This window comes from Jeotgalicoccus marinus DSM 19772, assembly GCF_000425825.1.
Lineage (GTDB): Bacteria > Bacillota > Bacilli > Staphylococcales > Salinicoccaceae > Jeotgalicoccus > Jeotgalicoccus marinus.
In genome coordinates this window covers 255,924-273,801 of the sequence record NZ_KE384460.1, presented here as the reverse complement: position 1 = coordinate 273,801, position 17,878 = coordinate 255,924, and the positions used below count along the sequence as shown (strand labels likewise).

Annotated in this window: 16 protein-coding genes; 1 reads left to right on the top strand and 15 read right to left on the bottom strand. The window is 38.6% G+C overall.

Features of this window, described 5'->3' with window-relative positions:
* Positions 1 to 14: 14 nt before the first annotated feature.
* From pknB to gmk, 8 genes are read right to left on the bottom strand one after another with little or no spacing between them, the layout of a single operon-like run.
* Positions 15 to 1,994, bottom strand: coding sequence for a Stk1 family PASTA domain-containing Ser/Thr kinase (gene pknB, locus H624_RS0110505; RefSeq protein WP_026867559.1), 1,980 nt, complete (start codon positions 1,992 to 1,994; stop codon positions 15 to 17).
* Complete coding sequence (locus tag H624_RS0110500) at positions 1,991 to 2,737, bottom strand: Stp1/IreP family PP2C-type Ser/Thr phosphatase (protein ID WP_156889186.1); 747 nt, start codon at positions 2,735 to 2,737, stop codon at positions 1,991 to 1,993. Before H624_RS0110500 ends, pknB begins: the two co-directional genes overlap by 4 nt.
* Positions 2,738 to 2,759: 22 nt before the next feature.
* Positions 2,760 to 4,061, bottom strand: a complete 1,302-nt coding sequence (gene rsmB, locus H624_RS0110495) for a 16S rRNA (cytosine(967)-C(5))-methyltransferase RsmB (protein ID WP_026867557.1) — start codon at positions 4,059 to 4,061, stop codon at positions 2,760 to 2,762.
* Positions 4,051 to 4,998, bottom strand: a complete 948-nt coding sequence (gene fmt, locus H624_RS0110490) for a methionyl-tRNA formyltransferase (protein ID WP_026867556.1) — start codon at positions 4,996 to 4,998, stop codon at positions 4,051 to 4,053. Before fmt ends, rsmB begins: the two co-directional genes overlap by 11 nt.
* 10 nt (positions 4,999 to 5,008) lie before the next feature.
* A complete protein-coding gene (gene priA / locus H624_RS0110485; RefSeq protein ID WP_026867555.1) occupies positions 5,009 to 7,390 on the bottom strand; it encodes a primosomal protein N' in 2,382 nt (793 codons plus the stop codon).
* Entirely contained in the window at positions 7,390 to 8,577 is a 1,188-nt protein-coding gene (gene coaBC / locus H624_RS0110480) for a bifunctional phosphopantothenoylcysteine decarboxylase/phosphopantothenate--cysteine ligase CoaBC (protein ID WP_026867554.1), read from the bottom strand. The genes priA and coaBC overlap by 1 nt, the downstream gene beginning before the upstream one ends.
* A gap of 55 nt (positions 8,578 to 8,632) precedes the next feature.
* Positions 8,633 to 8,827 carry a DNA-directed RNA polymerase subunit omega gene (gene rpoZ / locus H624_RS0110475; RefSeq protein WP_026867553.1) on the bottom strand — a complete coding sequence of 65 codons (195 nt, stop codon included), beginning with the start codon at positions 8,825 to 8,827 and terminating at the stop codon, positions 8,633 to 8,635.
* Entirely contained in the window at positions 8,827 to 9,450 is a 624-nt protein-coding gene (gene gmk / locus H624_RS0110470; RefSeq protein WP_026867552.1) for a guanylate kinase, read from the bottom strand. The genes rpoZ and gmk overlap by 1 nt, the downstream gene beginning before the upstream one ends.
* A gap of 130 nt (positions 9,451 to 9,580) precedes the next feature.
* Here gmk and H624_RS0110465 point away from each other — a divergent pair, with 130 nt between their 5' ends.
* A complete protein-coding gene (locus tag H624_RS0110465; protein ID WP_026867551.1) occupies positions 9,581 to 11,269 on the top strand; it encodes an Rqc2 family fibronectin-binding protein in 1,689 nt (562 codons plus the stop codon).
* Between the two features lie 136 nt (positions 11,270 to 11,405).
* Here the strand turns inward: H624_RS0110465 and pyrE are convergent, their stop codons facing one another.
* Genes pyrE through H624_RS0110430 form a run of 7 tightly spaced genes read right to left on the bottom strand, consistent with a single transcriptional unit; the run spans position 11,406 to position 17,874 of the window.
* A complete protein-coding gene (gene pyrE, locus H624_RS0110460) occupies positions 11,406 to 12,011 on the bottom strand; it encodes an orotate phosphoribosyltransferase (RefSeq protein WP_026867550.1) in 606 nt (201 codons plus the stop codon).
* 1 nt (position 12,012) lies between these two features.
* Positions 12,013 to 12,708 carry an orotidine-5'-phosphate decarboxylase gene (gene pyrF / locus H624_RS0110455; protein ID WP_026867549.1) on the bottom strand — a complete coding sequence of 232 codons (696 nt, stop codon included), beginning with the start codon at positions 12,706 to 12,708 and terminating at the stop codon, positions 12,013 to 12,015.
* Between the two features lie 13 nt (positions 12,709 to 12,721).
* On the bottom strand, positions 12,722 to 13,633 hold the full coding sequence (locus H624_RS0110450; RefSeq protein ID WP_026867548.1) for a dihydroorotate dehydrogenase: 912 nt from the start codon (positions 13,631 to 13,633) through the stop codon (positions 12,722 to 12,724).
* The gene (locus H624_RS0110445; protein WP_026867547.1) at positions 13,630 to 14,394 is read right to left on the bottom strand and encodes a dihydroorotate dehydrogenase electron transfer subunit; all 765 of its coding nucleotides are present in this window, start codon (positions 14,392 to 14,394) and stop codon (positions 13,630 to 13,632) included. The genes H624_RS0110450 and H624_RS0110445 overlap by 4 nt, the downstream gene beginning before the upstream one ends.
* Positions 14,395 to 14,408: 14 nt before the next feature.
* A complete protein-coding gene (locus tag H624_RS0110440; protein WP_026867546.1) occupies positions 14,409 to 15,677 on the bottom strand; it encodes a dihydroorotase in 1,269 nt (422 codons plus the stop codon).
* Positions 15,640 to 16,560: an aspartate carbamoyltransferase catalytic subunit gene (locus tag H624_RS12085; protein WP_051220571.1), complete on the bottom strand. Its 921-nt coding sequence runs from the start codon at positions 16,558 to 16,560 to the stop codon at positions 15,640 to 15,642. The genes H624_RS0110440 and H624_RS12085 overlap by 38 nt, the downstream gene beginning before the upstream one ends.
* Positions 16,561 to 17,874, bottom strand: coding sequence for a solute carrier family 23 protein (locus H624_RS0110430; RefSeq protein ID WP_026867545.1), 1,314 nt, complete (start codon positions 17,872 to 17,874; stop codon positions 16,561 to 16,563). It lies immediately after the preceding gene.
* Positions 17,875 to 17,878: the final 4 nt, after the last annotated feature.

Here is a 17,878-nt window from a genome sequence, read left to right as displayed (position 1 = left end):
ATGCCAATATTTACTTAATTTTCAACTGTTTCATTTATAACTTCTTCACCATCAACTTCTACTTTGTATGATCCATCCTGTCCTTCTTCAAGGACTAGAGAAATTGTGTGATTCGTATCTTCGGTAATTTCTATCGTCTCTGCTACTTCACCTATATCATTATCCTTATCGTCAATATAAATTTTTGCATCCACAGGTTCAGATTCCTCTTCTTCAGAGTCACTCTCTGATTCTGATTTTGAATCTGAACTTTCAGAACCAGATATTGATGATTCAGGATATGGTAGATTTAGTGAAATTTGATAGGTCGTTTCTTCTGGCGGTGCTTCTCCTAATGACACGATAACATTAATTTGTGATCCAGGTAAAAAATCTCCATAAGAAGGGTCTTGAGAAACTATCGCACCTTCTGCTACTGAATCACTGTAAACTTCTGTTGTCACATTTACGATGAAACCTTGAGCTTCTAATTCTGACTTAGCAGTGTCAAAGTCCGTACCTGTATAGTTAGTGATTGGTATTGGTTCATGTCCTTCTGAAACTGTCAAAGTCATCGTCTCTTCTTCTGGATAAACTTCTTCATCTTGTTCGATAGATTGACTAAGCACTGTACCCACTTCTTGATCAGAATATTCATACTCAGCGACCACATTTGAAAAACCAGCTTCTTCTAAAGCTGCTTTGGTTTCTTCAAAGTTCGCACCTGTATAATCTTCAACTGTAAATGGTTGTTTTCCTAAACTTACTAGAAAATCGATTTCACTTTCTCTTTCAACTTCGGATCCAGAAACTGGCGTCGTTTCTATAATTGTACCCTCTTCAAAGTTATCGTCATAGGTCTCCTCTATCTCACCTAAGACCAGAGACTCCGATTCAAGGTAAGATTCAGCTTCTTCGACTGTCATATTTTGTAGGTTCTCAATCTCTACAGTCGGCGGTATTCTATCCCATAAGAAGAAGGCTGCACTTGCTGAACTTGCTAACAACAAGAAGATAAGTAAAGCAATCCAAGGCCACTTACGCCTTTTCTTTTTTAGTTTTTCTTCTTTTGGTTCATTCACAACTTGAGAGTTTGCCATTTGTTGTTTAGGCGCTGTTTTCTCTTCTTTCTTAACTGGGACAACCGGCGGAGTTACGACCGTCTTGTCTTGGGTGATTTTTTTAACCGGCTGATATGGTTCTGTCATATCTTTATAATGTACGAGTGCAGAAAGTACGTCATTTGCGTGACGATAACGATCTCTTGGATCTTTCTCTGTACACTTCATAACAATATTTTTTAAACCGATTGGAATTTCTCTGTAATCATTGATGTCCGGAAAAGGATCTGAGATGTGTTTTAAAGCAACGGAAACAGCTGTCTCAGCTTCATATGGTAAACGTCCTGTTAACAATTCAAATAGCATAATGCCAAAAGAATATATATCCGTACGTTCATCAGTATTTTGCCCTTTCGCTTGTTCAGGTGAAATATATTGTACCGACCCTATGACTTGATTGGTTTCAGTCATGCGCGTCTCACTCAGTGCTTTAGCAATACCAAAATCAGTAATTTTGATTCTGCCTTTTTCATCTAAAAGTAAATTTTGAGGTTTGATATCTCGGTGAATAATCCCTCTATCATGAGCATGTTCTATACCCTTTAAAGTCATCATTGCAATACTGACTATTTCATCGATATCTAAAGGATTGTTTTTCATAATGTACGCTTTTAAGTTTGGCCCGTGGACGACTTCAGTCACAAGAATATGATATTCTTCAGTGTCATCCACATCGATTACGCTCACAATATTCGGATGAGAAAGCTGGATTGTACTCTCCACTTCTCTTTGAAATCTTCTTACTGACTTCTCTTTGTCTAACGGATCAGATTTAATCATTTTAACAACGACGTCTCTATCTAAAATTATATCTTTAGCCTGATAGACTGAACTCATGCCGCCGCCGAGATATTTTTCTATTTTATAACGCTCTGACACTACTTTTCCGATCAATTCCCGTCACCTCGTCTCAAGTCAGCAACGACAATACTAATATTATCTCGAGATTGATTGTCCTCTGCTGATTGAACTAGGTGTTCTGCCTTTTCTTCTAAGTTGAGCTTAGCACTGTACATCAACTTATGAATTTCGTCCGGTCGTAAAATATCCGTTAATCCATCTGTCGCAAGTAAGGCATAGTCATACTGACGTGCTCTTAATCGGAAGACATCGGCTTGAATCATCGGTTCAGTACCCATAGCACGCGTAATCAAATTACGTCTCGGGTGCGATAAAGCTTCTTCTTTAGTAATCTCACCACTGGCAACAAGTACATTAACGAAAGTATGATCTTCTGTAATCTGATCAATCTTACGATTGTTCATAACATAAGCCCTCGAATCACCAACATTCAAGACGAGCATACTCGTATCTATAACAGCAACTAATACCAAGGTCGTGCCCATACCTTTATACTTAGTGTTTTCTTCCTGATAGTCATACAGTTCACGGTTGGTCTTTACGACGAGGTCTCTTAAAAATGCTTCAGCCTCATCTATATTAAATAAATTCTTCTCTTCCCAAGCGTGCTTAATTTTATCATGTACGAATTGACTCGCCACTTCACCATATTGGTGCCCGCCCATACCATCAGCTATTAACAGCAGTTGTTGGCCGGTTTGGTTGGTAAAAAAACCTGTCATATCTTCATTTATTTCTCTGAATTGTCCACATATACTTTTCGAAGTTACTTCCAAGGTAAACCCTCACTTCCGTTGATCAACTTTGTGACTTCTTAAATCTTGCTATAAAAAAGCCATCTGTATCATGTTCATAGGGTAAGATTTGTCGGTACGGTCCGGTAAAATCAAAAGCTGGAATGGAGAAATCATCAAACTCTATGTCGTCGTGTTTCTTTTTGAAGGTAAAAGCAACATTTTCATTCTCCAACTGATGAATGGTACACGTTGAATAGATTAAAATCCCACCAGGTTTTAAGTGTTTTTTTACATTATCCAGTATTTCTAATTGTAATTCAACGAGTTCTTCTATACTGTCAGAAGATCGTTCATATTTAATTTCAGGTTTTCGCTTAATTACACCGAGTCCTGAACACGGTGCATCAACAATAATGCGGTCAAACTGTCTACCGTAATCAAAACTTTTCGCATCTGCTGATAACGCTTGATAATTGGTATGTTTTAGACGTGTTGCTTCATTGTTAATCAATGTAATTTTGTGGTCATGTAAGTCAGCGAAAACGACTTCTCCACCATGCATCGACTCTAAAGCATGCATGCCTTTACCGCCTGGTGCACTACATGCATCTAATATTACATCATTATCTTCTGGTTTTAGCGCCATAGCTACAAACATCGAAGAAACATCTTGTATTGCAAACAGTCCATCTTTATAACTTTGGGATAAAGTAATATTTTGTCCATTGAAACGAATCGCATCGGGATGCAAGTCTGATGGTGCCACCATGTATCCTTCAGCGGTTAATGTTTTGATTAAATCATCTCTATCAATTAATTTCTTATTCGTTCTTAAATACATTTGTGGACGCTCATTCAATGCATCTAAAATCTTTTCAGTTTCATCATAACTATAATGTTTAAACCAATGTCTAATAATCCATTTAGGCATGCTATACATTAATGATAACCTGTGTGCATCGTCTTTAATATTTGTAAAACCAGGACGTTCACTTCTTAAGTAAGCTCTTAATATCCCGTTAATTTGTTTAGCTGAGCCCGGACCACCTTCATCTTTAGCGATTTCCACCGCTTCATTGATAACCGCATAATCCGGTACTCTATCTAGATATTCTAATTGATAGACACTTATAAGGAGTAAGTGTCTTTGCCAACGTTTTAACTTAGTCCTAACAAATGGCTTAATAAAGTGCTCTAAAGTCAACTTTCTTTGTAAGGTACCATATAGTATTTCAGTCAAAAGTCCCTTATCTTCAGTTGATAGGTCTTCATATCTTAAGGCTTCATTTAAGGCGATATTACTATAGGCCTTATCCGTTATTACAGCCTCGAATAAGTCGAGTGCAATTGCTCTAACTGTCATGATCCACCCCTAGTCTTTCCCCTATTAGGTTCTTTTGATTATTTATAAAATCTAAGGCTTTTACACGCTTTTTACCAGCGAGTTGTACTTCTGTTAAATTGATGAGTAAACCATCTCCTGTCGCTACTAAAAAGCCATCGTCAGACAGTTTGACAATTGTTCCAGCAGGCTTGTTTGTTGTTTCATTTGTTAAGGACGCACTAAATATTTTTAAGCGTTTATCATCTAAGGTCGTATGTCCAACAGGCCATGGATTTAAGCCTCTAATTGTATTAAAGACATCTCTTGCGTCTTTAGTAAAGTCAATGATTTCATCCTTTTTAGAAATGTTAGCACTGAAAGTTGCTGCGTCATGATCTTGTTCTGTTCTCTCATTTTCTCCACTTAAAACTGAAGGTAAAGTTTTCATCAATAAAGATGCACCGACATAACTTAATTTATTAAATAAGGTACCCGTATCATCTTCATCTTTGATTTCAATACGCTCGCTACTAATAATATCCCCTGCATCTAGTTTTTTCGCCATATACATAATCGTCACACCAGTATGTGAGTCACCGCTCATGATCGCACGGTGAATGGGTGCACCCCCTCTATGTTTAGGTAGGAGTGAAGCATGCACATTTAAGGCACCGTATCTTGGTACTTCTAGAACGCTTTCAGGTAATAATTGCCCAAATGCAGCGGTGATAATTAGGTCTGGCTCAATGTCACTTACCTTTTGAAGGGCTTCATCAGTCTGCATTGTTTCTGGTTGATACACCTCTATACCGAGCAATTTAGCTGCAACTGCAACGGGTGGATCTGTCAGCACTTTTTTTCTGCCGACTGGTCTAGCAGGTTGAGAGATAACTAAATCAACACCGTATTCTTTTTGAAGTTCTTTTAAAATTGGCACCGAAAAATCAGGTGTACCCATAAATATTATTTTTGTCATAATTAAACTCCTACATTATGAATTGTGGATCGACATCAATTTTTAATGATATACCACTTTTCTTATATAACTCAGTATATTTTAAATCAAGCTGATTTAATACATCCATCAGGGCAGGCTCTCTCTTATATTTTAACAGGATTTGAAAGCGATGCTTGTTCTTAATCCTTTCAATTGGGCTTGGTGACGGTCCGATAATATAAGCAGAAGTGGATACACTATCAACAAGCGTTTGATGAATATCTGTCGTTGCATTTAAACAATCCTTAATCTGCTCACTAGATATGGTGAATAGGACATGAAAATAATACGGTGAATAACGCGCAAACTTTCTAAAGTCCATCTCTTTGCTATAAAAATCAATATAGTTATTGTCCTTAGCCATAGTGATTGTATAATGCGTTGGATTGTACGTCTGATAAATGACCTCTCCAGGTAGACTGTGGCGCCCTGCACGCCCTGCAACCTGAGTGAGCAATTGAAAGGTGCGTTCATTCGCCCTAAAGTCTGGCAAATTTAACATCGTATCTGCGTTTAGGACGCCGACTAAGGTCACATTGGGATAGTCTAAACCTTTAGCAATCATCTGAGTCCCAAGGAGAATGGGAACTTTTTGTTCTTCGAAAGTTTTCAGTAATTGTTCATGTGCTCCTTTATTTTGGGTAGTATCAACATCCATTCTGACGATATCGACACCAAAAGTATCTCTTAAAATTTCTTCAACTTTTTGTGTCCCAGTCCCTCTAAAGGTTACATCACTCGCGCCACAGTCTTGACACTGCTTCTTGACCGCTTCCTCATAACCACAATAGTGACACATCAAACTCTGATTCGTCTTATGATAAGTTAGGGAAATATCACAGTTAGGACACTGTGGTACGTGACCACAATTTTGGCAGATTTGAAAGTTTGCAAAACCGCGTCGGTTTAACAAGAGCACGGTCTGTTCACCTTTGTCTATTCTCGAATGAATCGCTTCTTTTAAACGTGCCGATAAAATTCCAGCATTACCTTCTTTATGTTCCTCAGCCATATCGACAATTTCTGCGGTCGGCAATGGATTCATATTTGGACGTTCGCTTAAAGTAAATAAATCATACACACCTTTTTGTGCACGAGCAAAACTTTCTAATGACGGTGTCGCTGAGCCTAAGACGACTGGACAACTATGGAATTCCGCTCTTAATTTTGCCACTTCAGCAGCATGATACATCGGTCTTTCAGATTGCTTATAGGTCGTTTCGTGCTCTTCATCGATGATAATTAACCCTATATTTTTAAAAGGTGCAAATATGGAAGAACGTGCACCTACTGAAACACGCGCACGTCCATCACTAATCTTTCTCCACTCATCGTATTTTTCACCATGGCTTAAGGCGGAATGCAGTACAGCAACATCATCACCAAAACGCGCCTTAAAACGGTTAACCATCTGCGGTGTTAAAGCAATTTCAGGTACGAGCATTAACGCTTCTTTTCCTTCTTTTAGTGTTGTTTCAATGAGTTGTAAATATACCTCAGTCTTCCCACTACCGGTCACACCGTGTAAGAGATAGGTGTTAATTTGGCCCTCTATAACTGCTTGGTTAATCGACTTAAATGCTTCATCTTGTTCTTTGGTTAAGGTTTTCTTCTGGTCTGCTTCAAAAACCTTCCCATCAAACGGGTCTCTTTCAACGACAACGTCTAACTTTCTAACAAAACCTTTTTTCTCTAATTCTCTAACAATTGCTTCAGAATATCCTTGGTCCTTAAGATCGCTTAATAATACAGGTTCCTCAGCTTGTTCAACAGCATAGAGCGCTTCAAGTTGCTTGGGTGCACGTTCCAATGTTGATTTATTTAGGTAGAGTGACTCCACCGCTTTTTGGGTTTTCTTTCTCGTATGTTGACTCAGTTGAATATCCTCATAAACCTCACCCTGATTTATATAGGGTAAAAGTGATGCAAGTTCTTTCGTTGATAAACTTTTCGTCTCTATAAGTTGACCATTGTTTAAGGATTCATACATGAACCGAGCTTCTGCTGTCGCATTATCATTTAAATGTAAGACTTTTTTTGCTTTGGTCTTCAAGGCTGCTGGTAATATCGTTTCAATCACTGATATATAGGGTTCTATATAATAGTTCGCAAGCTTTTTTGATAAGGCGACTAATTCTGTTGTTAGAACCGGCTCGACATCCATGACTTTAACAATTTCTTTGACTTTATTTTCAGGAACATCACTATATTCATTTAACGCCATGACATATGCTTGAATATGTCTCGGGCCAAAGGGGACAAAGACCCTGTGCCCGACTTTTATTACATCTTTTAAATGATCAGGTACTTTATAGTCAAACAAACGATTAACATCTTTTGAAGTCACACTCACGATGACAGATGCATACATTAATCCTTCACCCGTTCTTTTAAAGCTTCTATTATTTGATTGGCTAATTGACGTTTACTCATCTTTTGTAATGGGTGTTTTGTACCATCTTTAAATAGCATTGTTACTTCATTGTCATCCGAATTCATGCCAATTTCAGGATTCGACACATCATTCATAATAATTGCGTCAGCCTTTTTATTTTCAAGCTTACCAAGCGCATATGATTCAACGTCATGTGTCTCTGCTGCAAAACCGACAACATACATATTCTTTGAATTGTGACCCACATATTTTAATATATCTTGTGTTTCGATAAGTTCAATTGAAGGTAACTTGCCATTGACCTTCTTCATCTTATTACTACTTACATCTTTTACTGTATAGTCAGAAACTGCCGCAGTGAAAACACCTATATCGTTATTCATGTGTGCTTTTACAGCCTCAAACATCTCTTCTGTTGATTCCACATCAATTCTTCTGACTCCAGTAGGTGTCGGTAGATTGACCGGTCCACTAATTAAAGTGACATCTGCTCCCTGTGCTTGAAAGGCTTCAGCGATACTATAACCCATCTTGCCACTTGAAAAATTAGATAAGAAACGTATTGGGTCGAGTTTTTCACGCGTTGGGCCCGCCGTAATTAACACTTTCTTACCTAGAAAATCTTGTTTTGCTGTCACCATTTCTTCAAGCTTTTCCACGATCTTAAATACGTCTGCCAAACGTCCTTTAGCATTATAGCCACATGCTAAAAAGCCTGATTCTGAGTCAATGAACGTTACGCCTTGTGCACGCAGTTTATCGATATTGTTTTGTACTGAAGGCTGATGTAGCATGTGTACATTCATTGCTGGCGCCATTAATACCGGCTTAGTATTCGCTGCGAGTACATTGAGTAACATGTTGTCATAGATACCATTCGCAAATTTCCCTATAGTATTTGCAGTCACTGGAACAACTGCAATTACATCAGCCCACTCACCAATTTTAATATGTGCAATGGAGGCTGGGTCCTCTTCTAAAAAAGTATTGGTATAGACATGGTTACGACTGATAGCTTGAAAAGCGAGTGGTGTAACGAATTCTTGTGTGTTATCTGTTAAAACGACTCGAACAGCATGGCCTCTTTGAACGAGTTTGCTCGTTAAATCAATCGCCTTGTAACTGGCAATGCCGCCTGTAACACCGATTACGATATTTGCCAAATTTCCCACCTCTTTAAAAAAAGCTGACAATGAATTGTCAGCGTTATTTTTTGAACTATTTATCTACTGTCACTTTGCCGGCTGCAATTTCTTCTAAAGCAAAGCCAACATTTTTCTTAGAACGATATGAATCTAAAAGCTTACGATCAGGATGCTCCTGTAAATCTCTGGCGCGTTTCGCTGCCATAGATACTACTAGATATTTTGAATCAACATGTTTTTTTAATTCGTGACCTGCTGGGTATAACATTAATTGTCAGCCTCCAATAATAATTTTCTTAACTTATTCTCTACACGTGACCGCTCCAGATGACTCGCTTCAACAATGCATTGTACACTCTCTCTTGCTTTTGTAACATCATCATTAATAACGACATAATCGTAAAGATTCATCATGTTCAACTCACGTTTCGCTTCTCTTATGCGGTGGTCGATGACTTCTTGTGAATCTGTTCCACGGCCGATGAGTCGTTGTTCTAATTGACTAAGTGTTGGTGGTGCTAAGAAGATAAACAAGGCCTCAGGGAATTTTTCTCTGACTTGTTTGGCACCTTCCACTTCAATTTCTAAAAAGACATCATGACCATTGGCAGTCGTTTCTTTTACATAATCCACTGGAGTACCGTAATAATTACCGACGTATTCTGCGTACTCGATAAACTTATCTTGACGAATTAATGTTTCAAATTCTTCCCTAGTTTTAAAGAAGTAATCGACACCATCAACTTCGCCTTCTCTTTTGTTTCTTGTTGTCATTGAAATTGAATATTTAAAGTTAGTCTCAGGATGATCGAAAATAGCTTTACGAACTGTGCCTTTTCCGACACCAGACGGTCCTGAGAGTACGATGAGCAATCCTTTATCAGATACCATGGAATGTAACCTTTCTAATTTTGATTACTTCTTAATGTATCATAGATCATCTGAAATTTCATCAATATTGCCGACATTGACCCGACATTCATGATAAAATAATATGTAATCATTTTGAGGAGGAATACACATGGCTTTAGACGGAAATTTTACACATGCACTTGTAGACGAATTACAATTTCTAGTGAGTGGTAAAATTAATAAAATACATCAAATGGACCAGACTACCCTTCTCTTTAAAATGCGCGCGGCTGGTAAAAATCATCAATTATTAATCAGTAGTCATCCGATGTTCTCAAGATTTCATATTACAGGGGAAAAATATGAATTTCCATTTGAACCCCCAATGTTTACTCGAGTATTAAGAAAACACATCGAGGGTGGCATCATCACTTCAGTAGAACAACAAGGTAACGATAGAATTGTTCATATTCATATACGTGCTATAAATGATATTGGTGATGATATCGAACGAATTTTAATTTTAGAAATCATGGGACGTCATTCCAATATCATTTTAACTGATCAAACATATAAAATTATTGAAAGCATCAAACACCTCACACCAAACAACAATGTCCGAACCATCATGCCGGGCTTTAGTTATGAAAAACCGCCGACAGGTAAGAAATTAAATCCGAGAACTTCTGAAATCAATGAGCTACCGAAGTTTATCGATTGGAATAAGGGTAAGGTCAACAAGCAAATTTTAAATCATATTGAGGGCTTCAGCCCACTCTTTGTAAAAGAAGTTGAGTCTAAGGTGACCTACTTTAATAAGGATAACATCGTCGACGCGATTAAAGATGCCTTAGATGACAGTCAAAAAGTGGAACCAGTATTTTACGATCAAGACAAACCTGTATTTTACTTTACTAGGCTCCACCATCTTGGAAATCCAACTAAAACTTACGATAGTTTAAGTGAACTTATGGATGACTTTTACCATCAGAGAGCTCAAAAAAGTATGATTAAACAAAAAGCATCTGACTACTATCAAGTTATTGAACGTGAGCACGATAAGACACTTAGGAAGATTGATAAGCTTAAAGATGATTTAATAGAAGCAAAAGAAAAAGACAAATATCAAAAGTATGGTGAATTGATAACGGCCTATATGCACACGATTAAACCATTTCAAGATAGTGTTAAGGTACTCGACTATTACACAAATGAAGAAATTGATATTCCTTTAGATCAACAACGGTCACCGTCTGAAAATGCACAGTACTTTTACAACCGATATAATAAGTTGAAAAATAGGGAAAAGATTGCTGAAGAACAGCTAAGAATTGCGCATATGGATGTTGAATACTTTAATAATTTACTGCATCAGATGGAGAATATTACGACAGAAGATGAAGTAGAGGAAGTTAGACAAGAGCTTGTTGAAGAGCGAATTATAAAAGCACAGAAATCTAAGAAGAAAAAGAAACAGAAAAAGATTCAGCTACATGAATTTGTGACTTCAAACGGCCTACCTGTCTTTGTCGGTAAAAATAATAAACAAAATGACTATTTGACTAACCGTCAAGCTCAGAACAACCATCTGTGGTTCCACACTAAAGATATTCCAGGTTCACACGTCGTTATTGCACATAATGCAAATGATATAGAAGAAGCAGATATATTAGAGGCAGCAATGTTAGCTGCATATTACTCTAAGGCAGGTCAATCTGCTGGAGTACCGGTTGACTATACAGAAATCAAACATGTTAAAAACATACCTGGCACGAAACCAGGCTTTGTTAGCTATTCAGAACAGACGACAGTCAATGTGACTCCAGATAGCGACAAAGTTAAAGCAATGGAAAAATAAATATAGATTTTATTTTAGGCCGGCTCACTGTGTGTTTTACAGTGAGCCGATTTTTGTTTTGCGGCCCGCTGTCAGGTTCACATTGAGCCGGTATTCTTCTACCGGACCGCTGTCGGCCTCACATTGAGCCGATACCTTACAAACCATCTCTAAATTCTAAAATCTGAACATGCTCATCTGAATTTATGACGCCACAATCAACCGCTTCACTTAAAATCGTATCTAAATTAGTCAGCACCTCTAATTTACAATCTGCTCTGGAGAATTTTTCTTCTACACCTGCAATACCGTAAGAAAATATAGCAAGTACGCCGACAACATTGGCACCTTCTTCTTTTAAAGCTTCAACTGCGTTTAGACTAGAGCCGCCGGTCGAAATCAAATCTTCAATTAATAATACATTTTTACCATCGACCGGCGACCCTTCTATTTGACGTCCTGTACCATGTGATTTTTTACTGCTTCTCACATATGCGGAGGGTAAATCTAATCGATCTGCTAGCAAGGTTGCATGTGGTATGCCCGCTGTTGCTGTTCCGGCTACTACATCAATAGCGCCGTATCTTCCGGCCAAACTTTTAAAATTCTCAATAACTGCTCTATGCGACTTAACATCTCCTAAAATCTGTCTGTTATCACAATAGATTGGAGACTTTATCCCGCTTGCCCAGGTAAAGGGTTCAAGTGTCGATAGCTTAACCGCACCGAGTTTTAGTAATATGTTGGCAATTTTTTTAGACAATTTACTTACCCTCCCATAGTTGTTTAATATGATGATATGCACTTCTTGGATTATCACTTTCAGTAATTGGTCGACCGACGACAATATAATCTGAAGTTAACAGTCGCGCACGTTCTGGCGTGACAACACGTACTTGATCGTCCGATCTATTGTCAGTCAAGCGTATGCCTGGTGTGACTGTTAAAAAATCTTCAGTAATCTCATTATGAATCAAGCGACTTTCTAATGGTGATGACACCACCCCATCCAAACCAGCTTTATAGGCAAGCTTGGCATAATGTAAGACGCTGTCTGTCATAGAAAGTGATGTTTGCTGTTCTTTTTGCATCGTTTTTTCATCAAAAGATGTCAATTGCGTCACTGCAATAATCTTGCCATTTTGATTAGCAGCTTTAAAAGCTATACTTGCCCTGTACATCATGTCGAAGCCACCTTGGGCATGCACATTGATCATATCAACATCTAAATGACCTAAGACAGCCATCGTTCTCTCTACAGTTGTCGGAATATCATGTAGTTTTAAATCTAAAAACACTTGATGGCCCGCATCCTTTAAGTAAGAAATAACATTCGCACCTTCTTGCATGTATAATTCCATGCCGACTTTGACATAGAGTGGCTCATCAAAATGTTTTAAAAATTTTTTTGCTTCTTTTAAGTTTGGATAATCTAAAGCGATAATTAGTGAATTCGTCATTATATTTCTCCTCTTAGACAAATGCGCGTCCTTTAATATCGTGTATGTGGTTTAAATTCATATCACTCACTTTTTTTGATAAAAGCTCGATTAGCTCTTTACAAATAAAGGGATTTGTAAAATTCATTGTCCCTATTGCAACGGCATCTGCGCCTACACTGATGAAATCAATGATATCATCAACGTTACTAATCCCACCCATAGCAATAATCGGTATATCAGGTAATGCTTGACGGACTTGATAGACCATATTGATTGCAACAGGTTTTATAGCTGGCCCACTGAGCCCGCCAGTCTTATTATTGAGCAATGGTTTTCCATTACTATCGAGCTTCATACCCACTAAGGTATTGATCATCGTTAGGCCATCAGCATACTCACTCACACTTTTCGCCATGTCAACAATACTCGTTACATTAGGTGAAAGCTTAACATAAACTGGTTTTTCACTAACTTCTTTAACAGCCCGTGTTAATTCTTTTGCCGTCTTTGGATCAGTTCCAAATTGGATGCCACCTTCTTTAACATTTGGACAAGATATATTTAATTCCAAAGCCTTTACTGTAGGTGAAGCTGAAATTTTTCTTGCGACCTCAACATAATCTTCAATTGTAGTGCCGGCAACATTAGCAATGACAGGTACATCGTATGTATTTAGAAACTTTAATTCATTTTCGATAATATGATCGACACCGGGGTTTTGTAGACCAATTGCATTCAACATACCACTTGATGTTTCTGCTACACGAGGCGTTAAATTACCCTCTCGTTCTTCTTCTGTCGCTGCCTTAATCATAATTGCACCAAGCTCAGATAAATTGTATAGTTTACTGAATTCCTGTCCAAAACTAAAGCAACCAGAAGCAGGCATGACAGGATTTTTTAAGTCTAGACCAGGTAAAGAGACGTTTAATTTGTGATTCATAGAATAATCGCTCCCTTTTCAAATACTGGTCCATCTGTACATATTTTAAGCTGCCCTTGTTTCCTACTTTGACAAACACAGGCATAACAAACACCGATGCCACAACCCATTCGTTCTTCTAGGGAAATATAGCCATCGATATCTAAGGTTTCATCTAGGACTTTTAACATTACCTTTGGACCACAAGCGTAAAACTTATCAAAAGCGTCACCAATTTCTTCAATGACATCTGTGACGAATCCAGGATTGCCATAAGAGCCATCAGCAGTGGCAATATAAGTTTCCCCAAGCGCTTTAAACTTATCTTCGTAAAACACATCTTTTTCACTGTTAAAGCCGAGAATATGTGTCGTCCTTACCCCTCTATCATCCAATCTTTTAGCCAATTCGTAGAGTGGCGGTACACCAATGCCTCCACCGATAATGAGGACACTATCTCCTTGGTTGACATCATCTAACTTATAGCCATTTCCTAGAGGTAGCAATAGGTCAAGATGCTCACCGACAGCAGTTAGTGCTATTTTATTAGTACCGCTCGATTGGTCACCAGCTCTAAAAACAAGTGTGATTGTATGATTGATTGTATCGACAGAAGAAATTGAAATCGGTCGTCTTAAGACGTGTTCTGTCGATTCCGAGACCCGTACATGGACAAACTGACCAGGTCTAATTTCTATATTTTTGAGGTCGACTGCAATAACAAACTCAAACACATCTCTTGCTATGTAACTTTTAGCAACCACTTTACCTTCTCTAAGCATGAGGCACCCCTGTTTCACATATTTTCGTAGACGATACGACCTTGAGATATAGTTAAGACAATATCACTGTTTAGTTCCACACCATCAAAAGGTGTGTTCTGTGATTTCGATAAAAAATCTTTTTTATTTAACGTATAGGTCTTTTCTAAATCAATTAAAGTTAAGTCTGCACGTTGACCAACCTCTAACTTCCCGCGATCTAAGTTGAAAACTTCGGCAGGTTTTACTGTCAACCAATCAAGCAGTTGTTCGAGTGTAAATACGTCTGTTTGTACTAGTCTCGTGTATAGTAACTGGAAGGCATTTTCACTTCCAGTAATGCCAAATGGTGCTTTTAATATGCCTACATTCTTCTCATCTTCATGATGGGGTGCATGGTCAGTGGCAATAAAATCAATCGTCCCGTCTAAGAGCCCTTCAATTAAAGCTTGTTTGTCTGTTGATGATCTAAGTGGTGGGTTCATCTTAAAGTTAGGGTCTCGCGTTGTAATATCATTTTCGTCTAATACTAAGTGGTGCGGTGTGACCTCTGCAGTCACTTTAATTCCTGCACGTTTCGCATCTCTAATCACTCGCACACTTTCCTTCGTTGAAACGTGACAGACATGATAATGACAATCTGCCGCTTCAGCTAAGAGCACGTCCCTCGCAATTTGGACTGTTTCTGTAATCGATGGGATACCAGGAATATCTAATTTTTCACTTGTCTCACCCTGATGAATGACACCACCGTATATAAGAGAATTCTCTTCTGTATGCGCTACAATCGGCATATCAATTTCACCAGCCTTTTGCATGGCACGGTACATCATATCCGCACTTTGGACACCGACACCATCGTCGGTAAATGCAAATGCGCCAGCTTTCTTTAAGGCAGGGAAATCAACAAGCTTATCTCCTTTTAACCTTTTTGTAATCGAAACATAAGGCAATACCTCAATCACTGCATCTCTTTCTATAATTGCATTAAGCTTATTAAGTTCTTCGATAGAATCAATGATTGGGGATGTGTTTGGCATTGGACAGATGGTTGTAAAGCCACCCCGAGCAGCTGCTTTTGATCCTGTTGCAACCGTTTCTTTATGTTCAAAACCTGGTTCTCTTAGATGAACATGGACATCGACAAATCCTGCAGATAATAGTTTCCCTGAACAATCAATCTCTTTGTCACCGCCAGTTAATGATTCACCAATTTCAGTGACAATACCCTCTTCTATACGAACATCTCTCGTAATTTCAGACCCTTTATATAAGAGCGTAGCGTGCTTTAGTAGCATTGACATATGATTCTTCTCCTTCCAGTACACGTTCTAAAATACTCATACGCATGAAAACACCGTTTGACATCTGTTCAAAGATGACACTTTTTTCGCATTCAACCAGGCTATCTGTTATTTCAACACCTCTATTCATTGGTGCAGGGTGCATAATAATAGCATGACTTTTCATTTCTTTTAAGCGTTCCTCATTCATGCCGTATAAGCGGTTGTACTCTGACTTATCCATTTCTTCAAAAGATTCATGTCGTTCATGCTGTACTCTTAATAACATAACAACATCACATGTTTTAACTGCTTCGTCTAAATCGATATAAGGCACATTGAGTGTCGCTTCTTGTAGGACTTCTGGCCCTGAGAAATAGACATCTGCACCCATTTTAGATAGCGCCTGTGCATTAGATTTAGCAACTCTTGAGTGCTTGATATCACCGACAATCGCAATTTTTAATCCTGCAATTCTACCTAAGTTTTCATATATAGTCATCATATCTAATAGTGACTGTGTTGGGTGTGAACCACTGCCGTCACCGCCGTTGATGATGGGAATATTAATATTTTCTAATTCTTGATAGTACTTATTATCAGGATGTCTAATGATCAGTGCATCCGCTCCAATTGCTTCTAGTGTTTTACATGTATCGTAGAGCGATTCACCCTTAGACACTGAACTCGTTGCAATATCAAAAGGTAGCTGGGTTAGGTTTAAGTTTTTCTCTGCCATTTCAAAGCTCACTTTTGTACGCGTAGAGTTTTCATAGAACAAGTTGACGACTGTTTTATCGTTTAACTTCATCACTGGCTTACCGTATTTAATCTCTAATGCCCTTGTAATTAAAGCTTCAATTTCATTTACGTTAACTTCTTCCATTGATAATAAGTTTTTCATTTAGTCCATCTCCTTGTTAGGTAAAATTAGATTTAATAATATGCCTGCAAGTGCTGCGAGTGCCATACCTTCTAAGTTAAAAGGAATGTTTCCTATAGTGAAATCTAGATGCGCCTTACCGATGCCGATGACCAGTATGACCGAAGCGATGACGAGATTTCTCTTGTTATCAAGGTCAGTTTTCGCATCGATGAGCATGCGTAAACCACTAGCTGCGATGATCCCGAATAGCAGGATGGATACCCCACCCATGACTGGTGAAGGGATACTTTGAACTACGGCTGTAAATTTACCAACAAAACCGAGGATAATTGCAAGTACAGCCGCCCCGCCGATAACCCAGATCGAAAAAATTCTCGTAATGGCCAAGACTCCGATATTTTCACCGTAAGTCGTTGTTGGTGGGCCACCAATCGTGCTCGAAAACATGGTCGCAAGGCCATCACCTAGGAGCGAACGGTGAAGACCAGGCTTTTTAAAGAAGTTCCTTCCGACAATCTTATTGATGACTACCTGGTGTCCAATGTGCTCTGAAATCGTTACAAAGACGATCGGTAGCATGACGATGAAGAGTCCTATATTCATCGCCGGTGTGTAATCTACAAACGGAACGTACAAGTCAGGTAAAACAAACCAACCCGTGTCTCTGATAATACTCAAGTCGACGATGCCGAAGATTAAGGCTGTAATGTACCCTCCGACGATACCGATTAGTATCGGTATCAAACCGAGTACACCTTTTAAGAATATAGAAGCTAATATTGTAATCACCAAGGTAATTAAAGCGACTGTAATATAAGTTATACTGTAACCTTCTTGATTCCCTGAGTCCGTGTACATGGCCATATCCACTGCAACTGGTGCTAGGCCAAGTCCAATTACCATAATGACCGGTCCAACAACTATCGGTGGTAACATTTTCATGATCCAATCAGTACCAGCGAGCTTAATTATGAAGCCAATTAATACATAGAGCACACCACTAAAGAATAGTGCGGTCAATACTTCACCAAGGCTATTCGCTCCAAGTGCAATCGTAATCGGAAGTATAAAAGCAAAACTTGAACCGAGGTAAGCTGGTATCTGTCCCTTGGTGACCAGAATATAAATCAGTGTCCCGAATCCACTTGCAATCAGTGCCGCGCTGACTGGTAACCCAGTTAAGAAGGGTACTAGTACTGTGGCACCGAACATAGCGAAGAGGTGCTGTGAACTGAGCAATAGCCCTTGTAGTAGTTTCGGCCTTTCATGAACATCTAACTTTGGTTCCACCGTTCTTTCAAATAAGGCATCTTCGGACGTTTTACCTGACATGTGT

Coding starts and splice junctions, on each gene's coding strand:
- rsmB (WP_026867557.1), bottom strand. CDS start 4,061: ATGACAGTTAGAGCAATTGCACTCGACTTATTCGAGGCTGTAATAACG.
- fmt (WP_026867556.1), bottom strand. CDS start 4,998: ATGACAAAAATAATATTTATGGGTACACCTGATTTTTCGGTGCCAATT.
- priA (WP_026867555.1), bottom strand. CDS start 7,390: ATGTATGCATCTGTCATCGTGAGTGTGACTTCAAAAGATGTTAATCGT.
- rpoZ (WP_026867553.1), bottom strand. CDS start 8,827: ATGTTATACCCAGCAGGTCACGAATTAAAAAAACATGTTGATTCAAAA.
- gmk (WP_026867552.1), bottom strand. CDS start 9,450: ATGGTATCTGATAAAGGATTGCTCATCGTACTCTCAGGACCGTCTGGT.
- H624_RS0110465 (WP_026867551.1), top strand. CDS start 9,581: ATGGCTTTAGACGGAAATTTTACACATGCACTTGTAGACGAATTACAA.
- pyrF (WP_026867549.1), bottom strand. CDS start 12,708: ATGACGAATTCACTAATTATCGCTTTAGATTATCCAAACTTAAAAGAA.
- H624_RS0110450 (WP_026867548.1), bottom strand. CDS start 13,633: ATGAATCACAAATTAAACGTCTCTTTACCTGGTCTAGACTTAAAAAAT.
- H624_RS0110445 (WP_026867547.1), bottom strand. CDS start 14,394: ATGCTTAGAGAAGGTAAAGTGGTTGCTAAAAGTTACATAGCAAGAGAT.
- H624_RS0110440 (WP_026867546.1), bottom strand. CDS start 15,677: ATGTCAATGCTACTAAAGCACGCTACGCTCTTATATAAAGGGTCTGAA.
- H624_RS12085 (WP_051220571.1), bottom strand. CDS start 16,560: ATGAAAAACTTATTATCAATGGAAGAAGTTAACGTAAATGAAATTGAA.
- H624_RS0110430 (WP_026867545.1), bottom strand. CDS start 17,874: ATGTCAGGTAAAACGTCCGAAGATGCCTTATTTGAAAGAACGGTGGAA.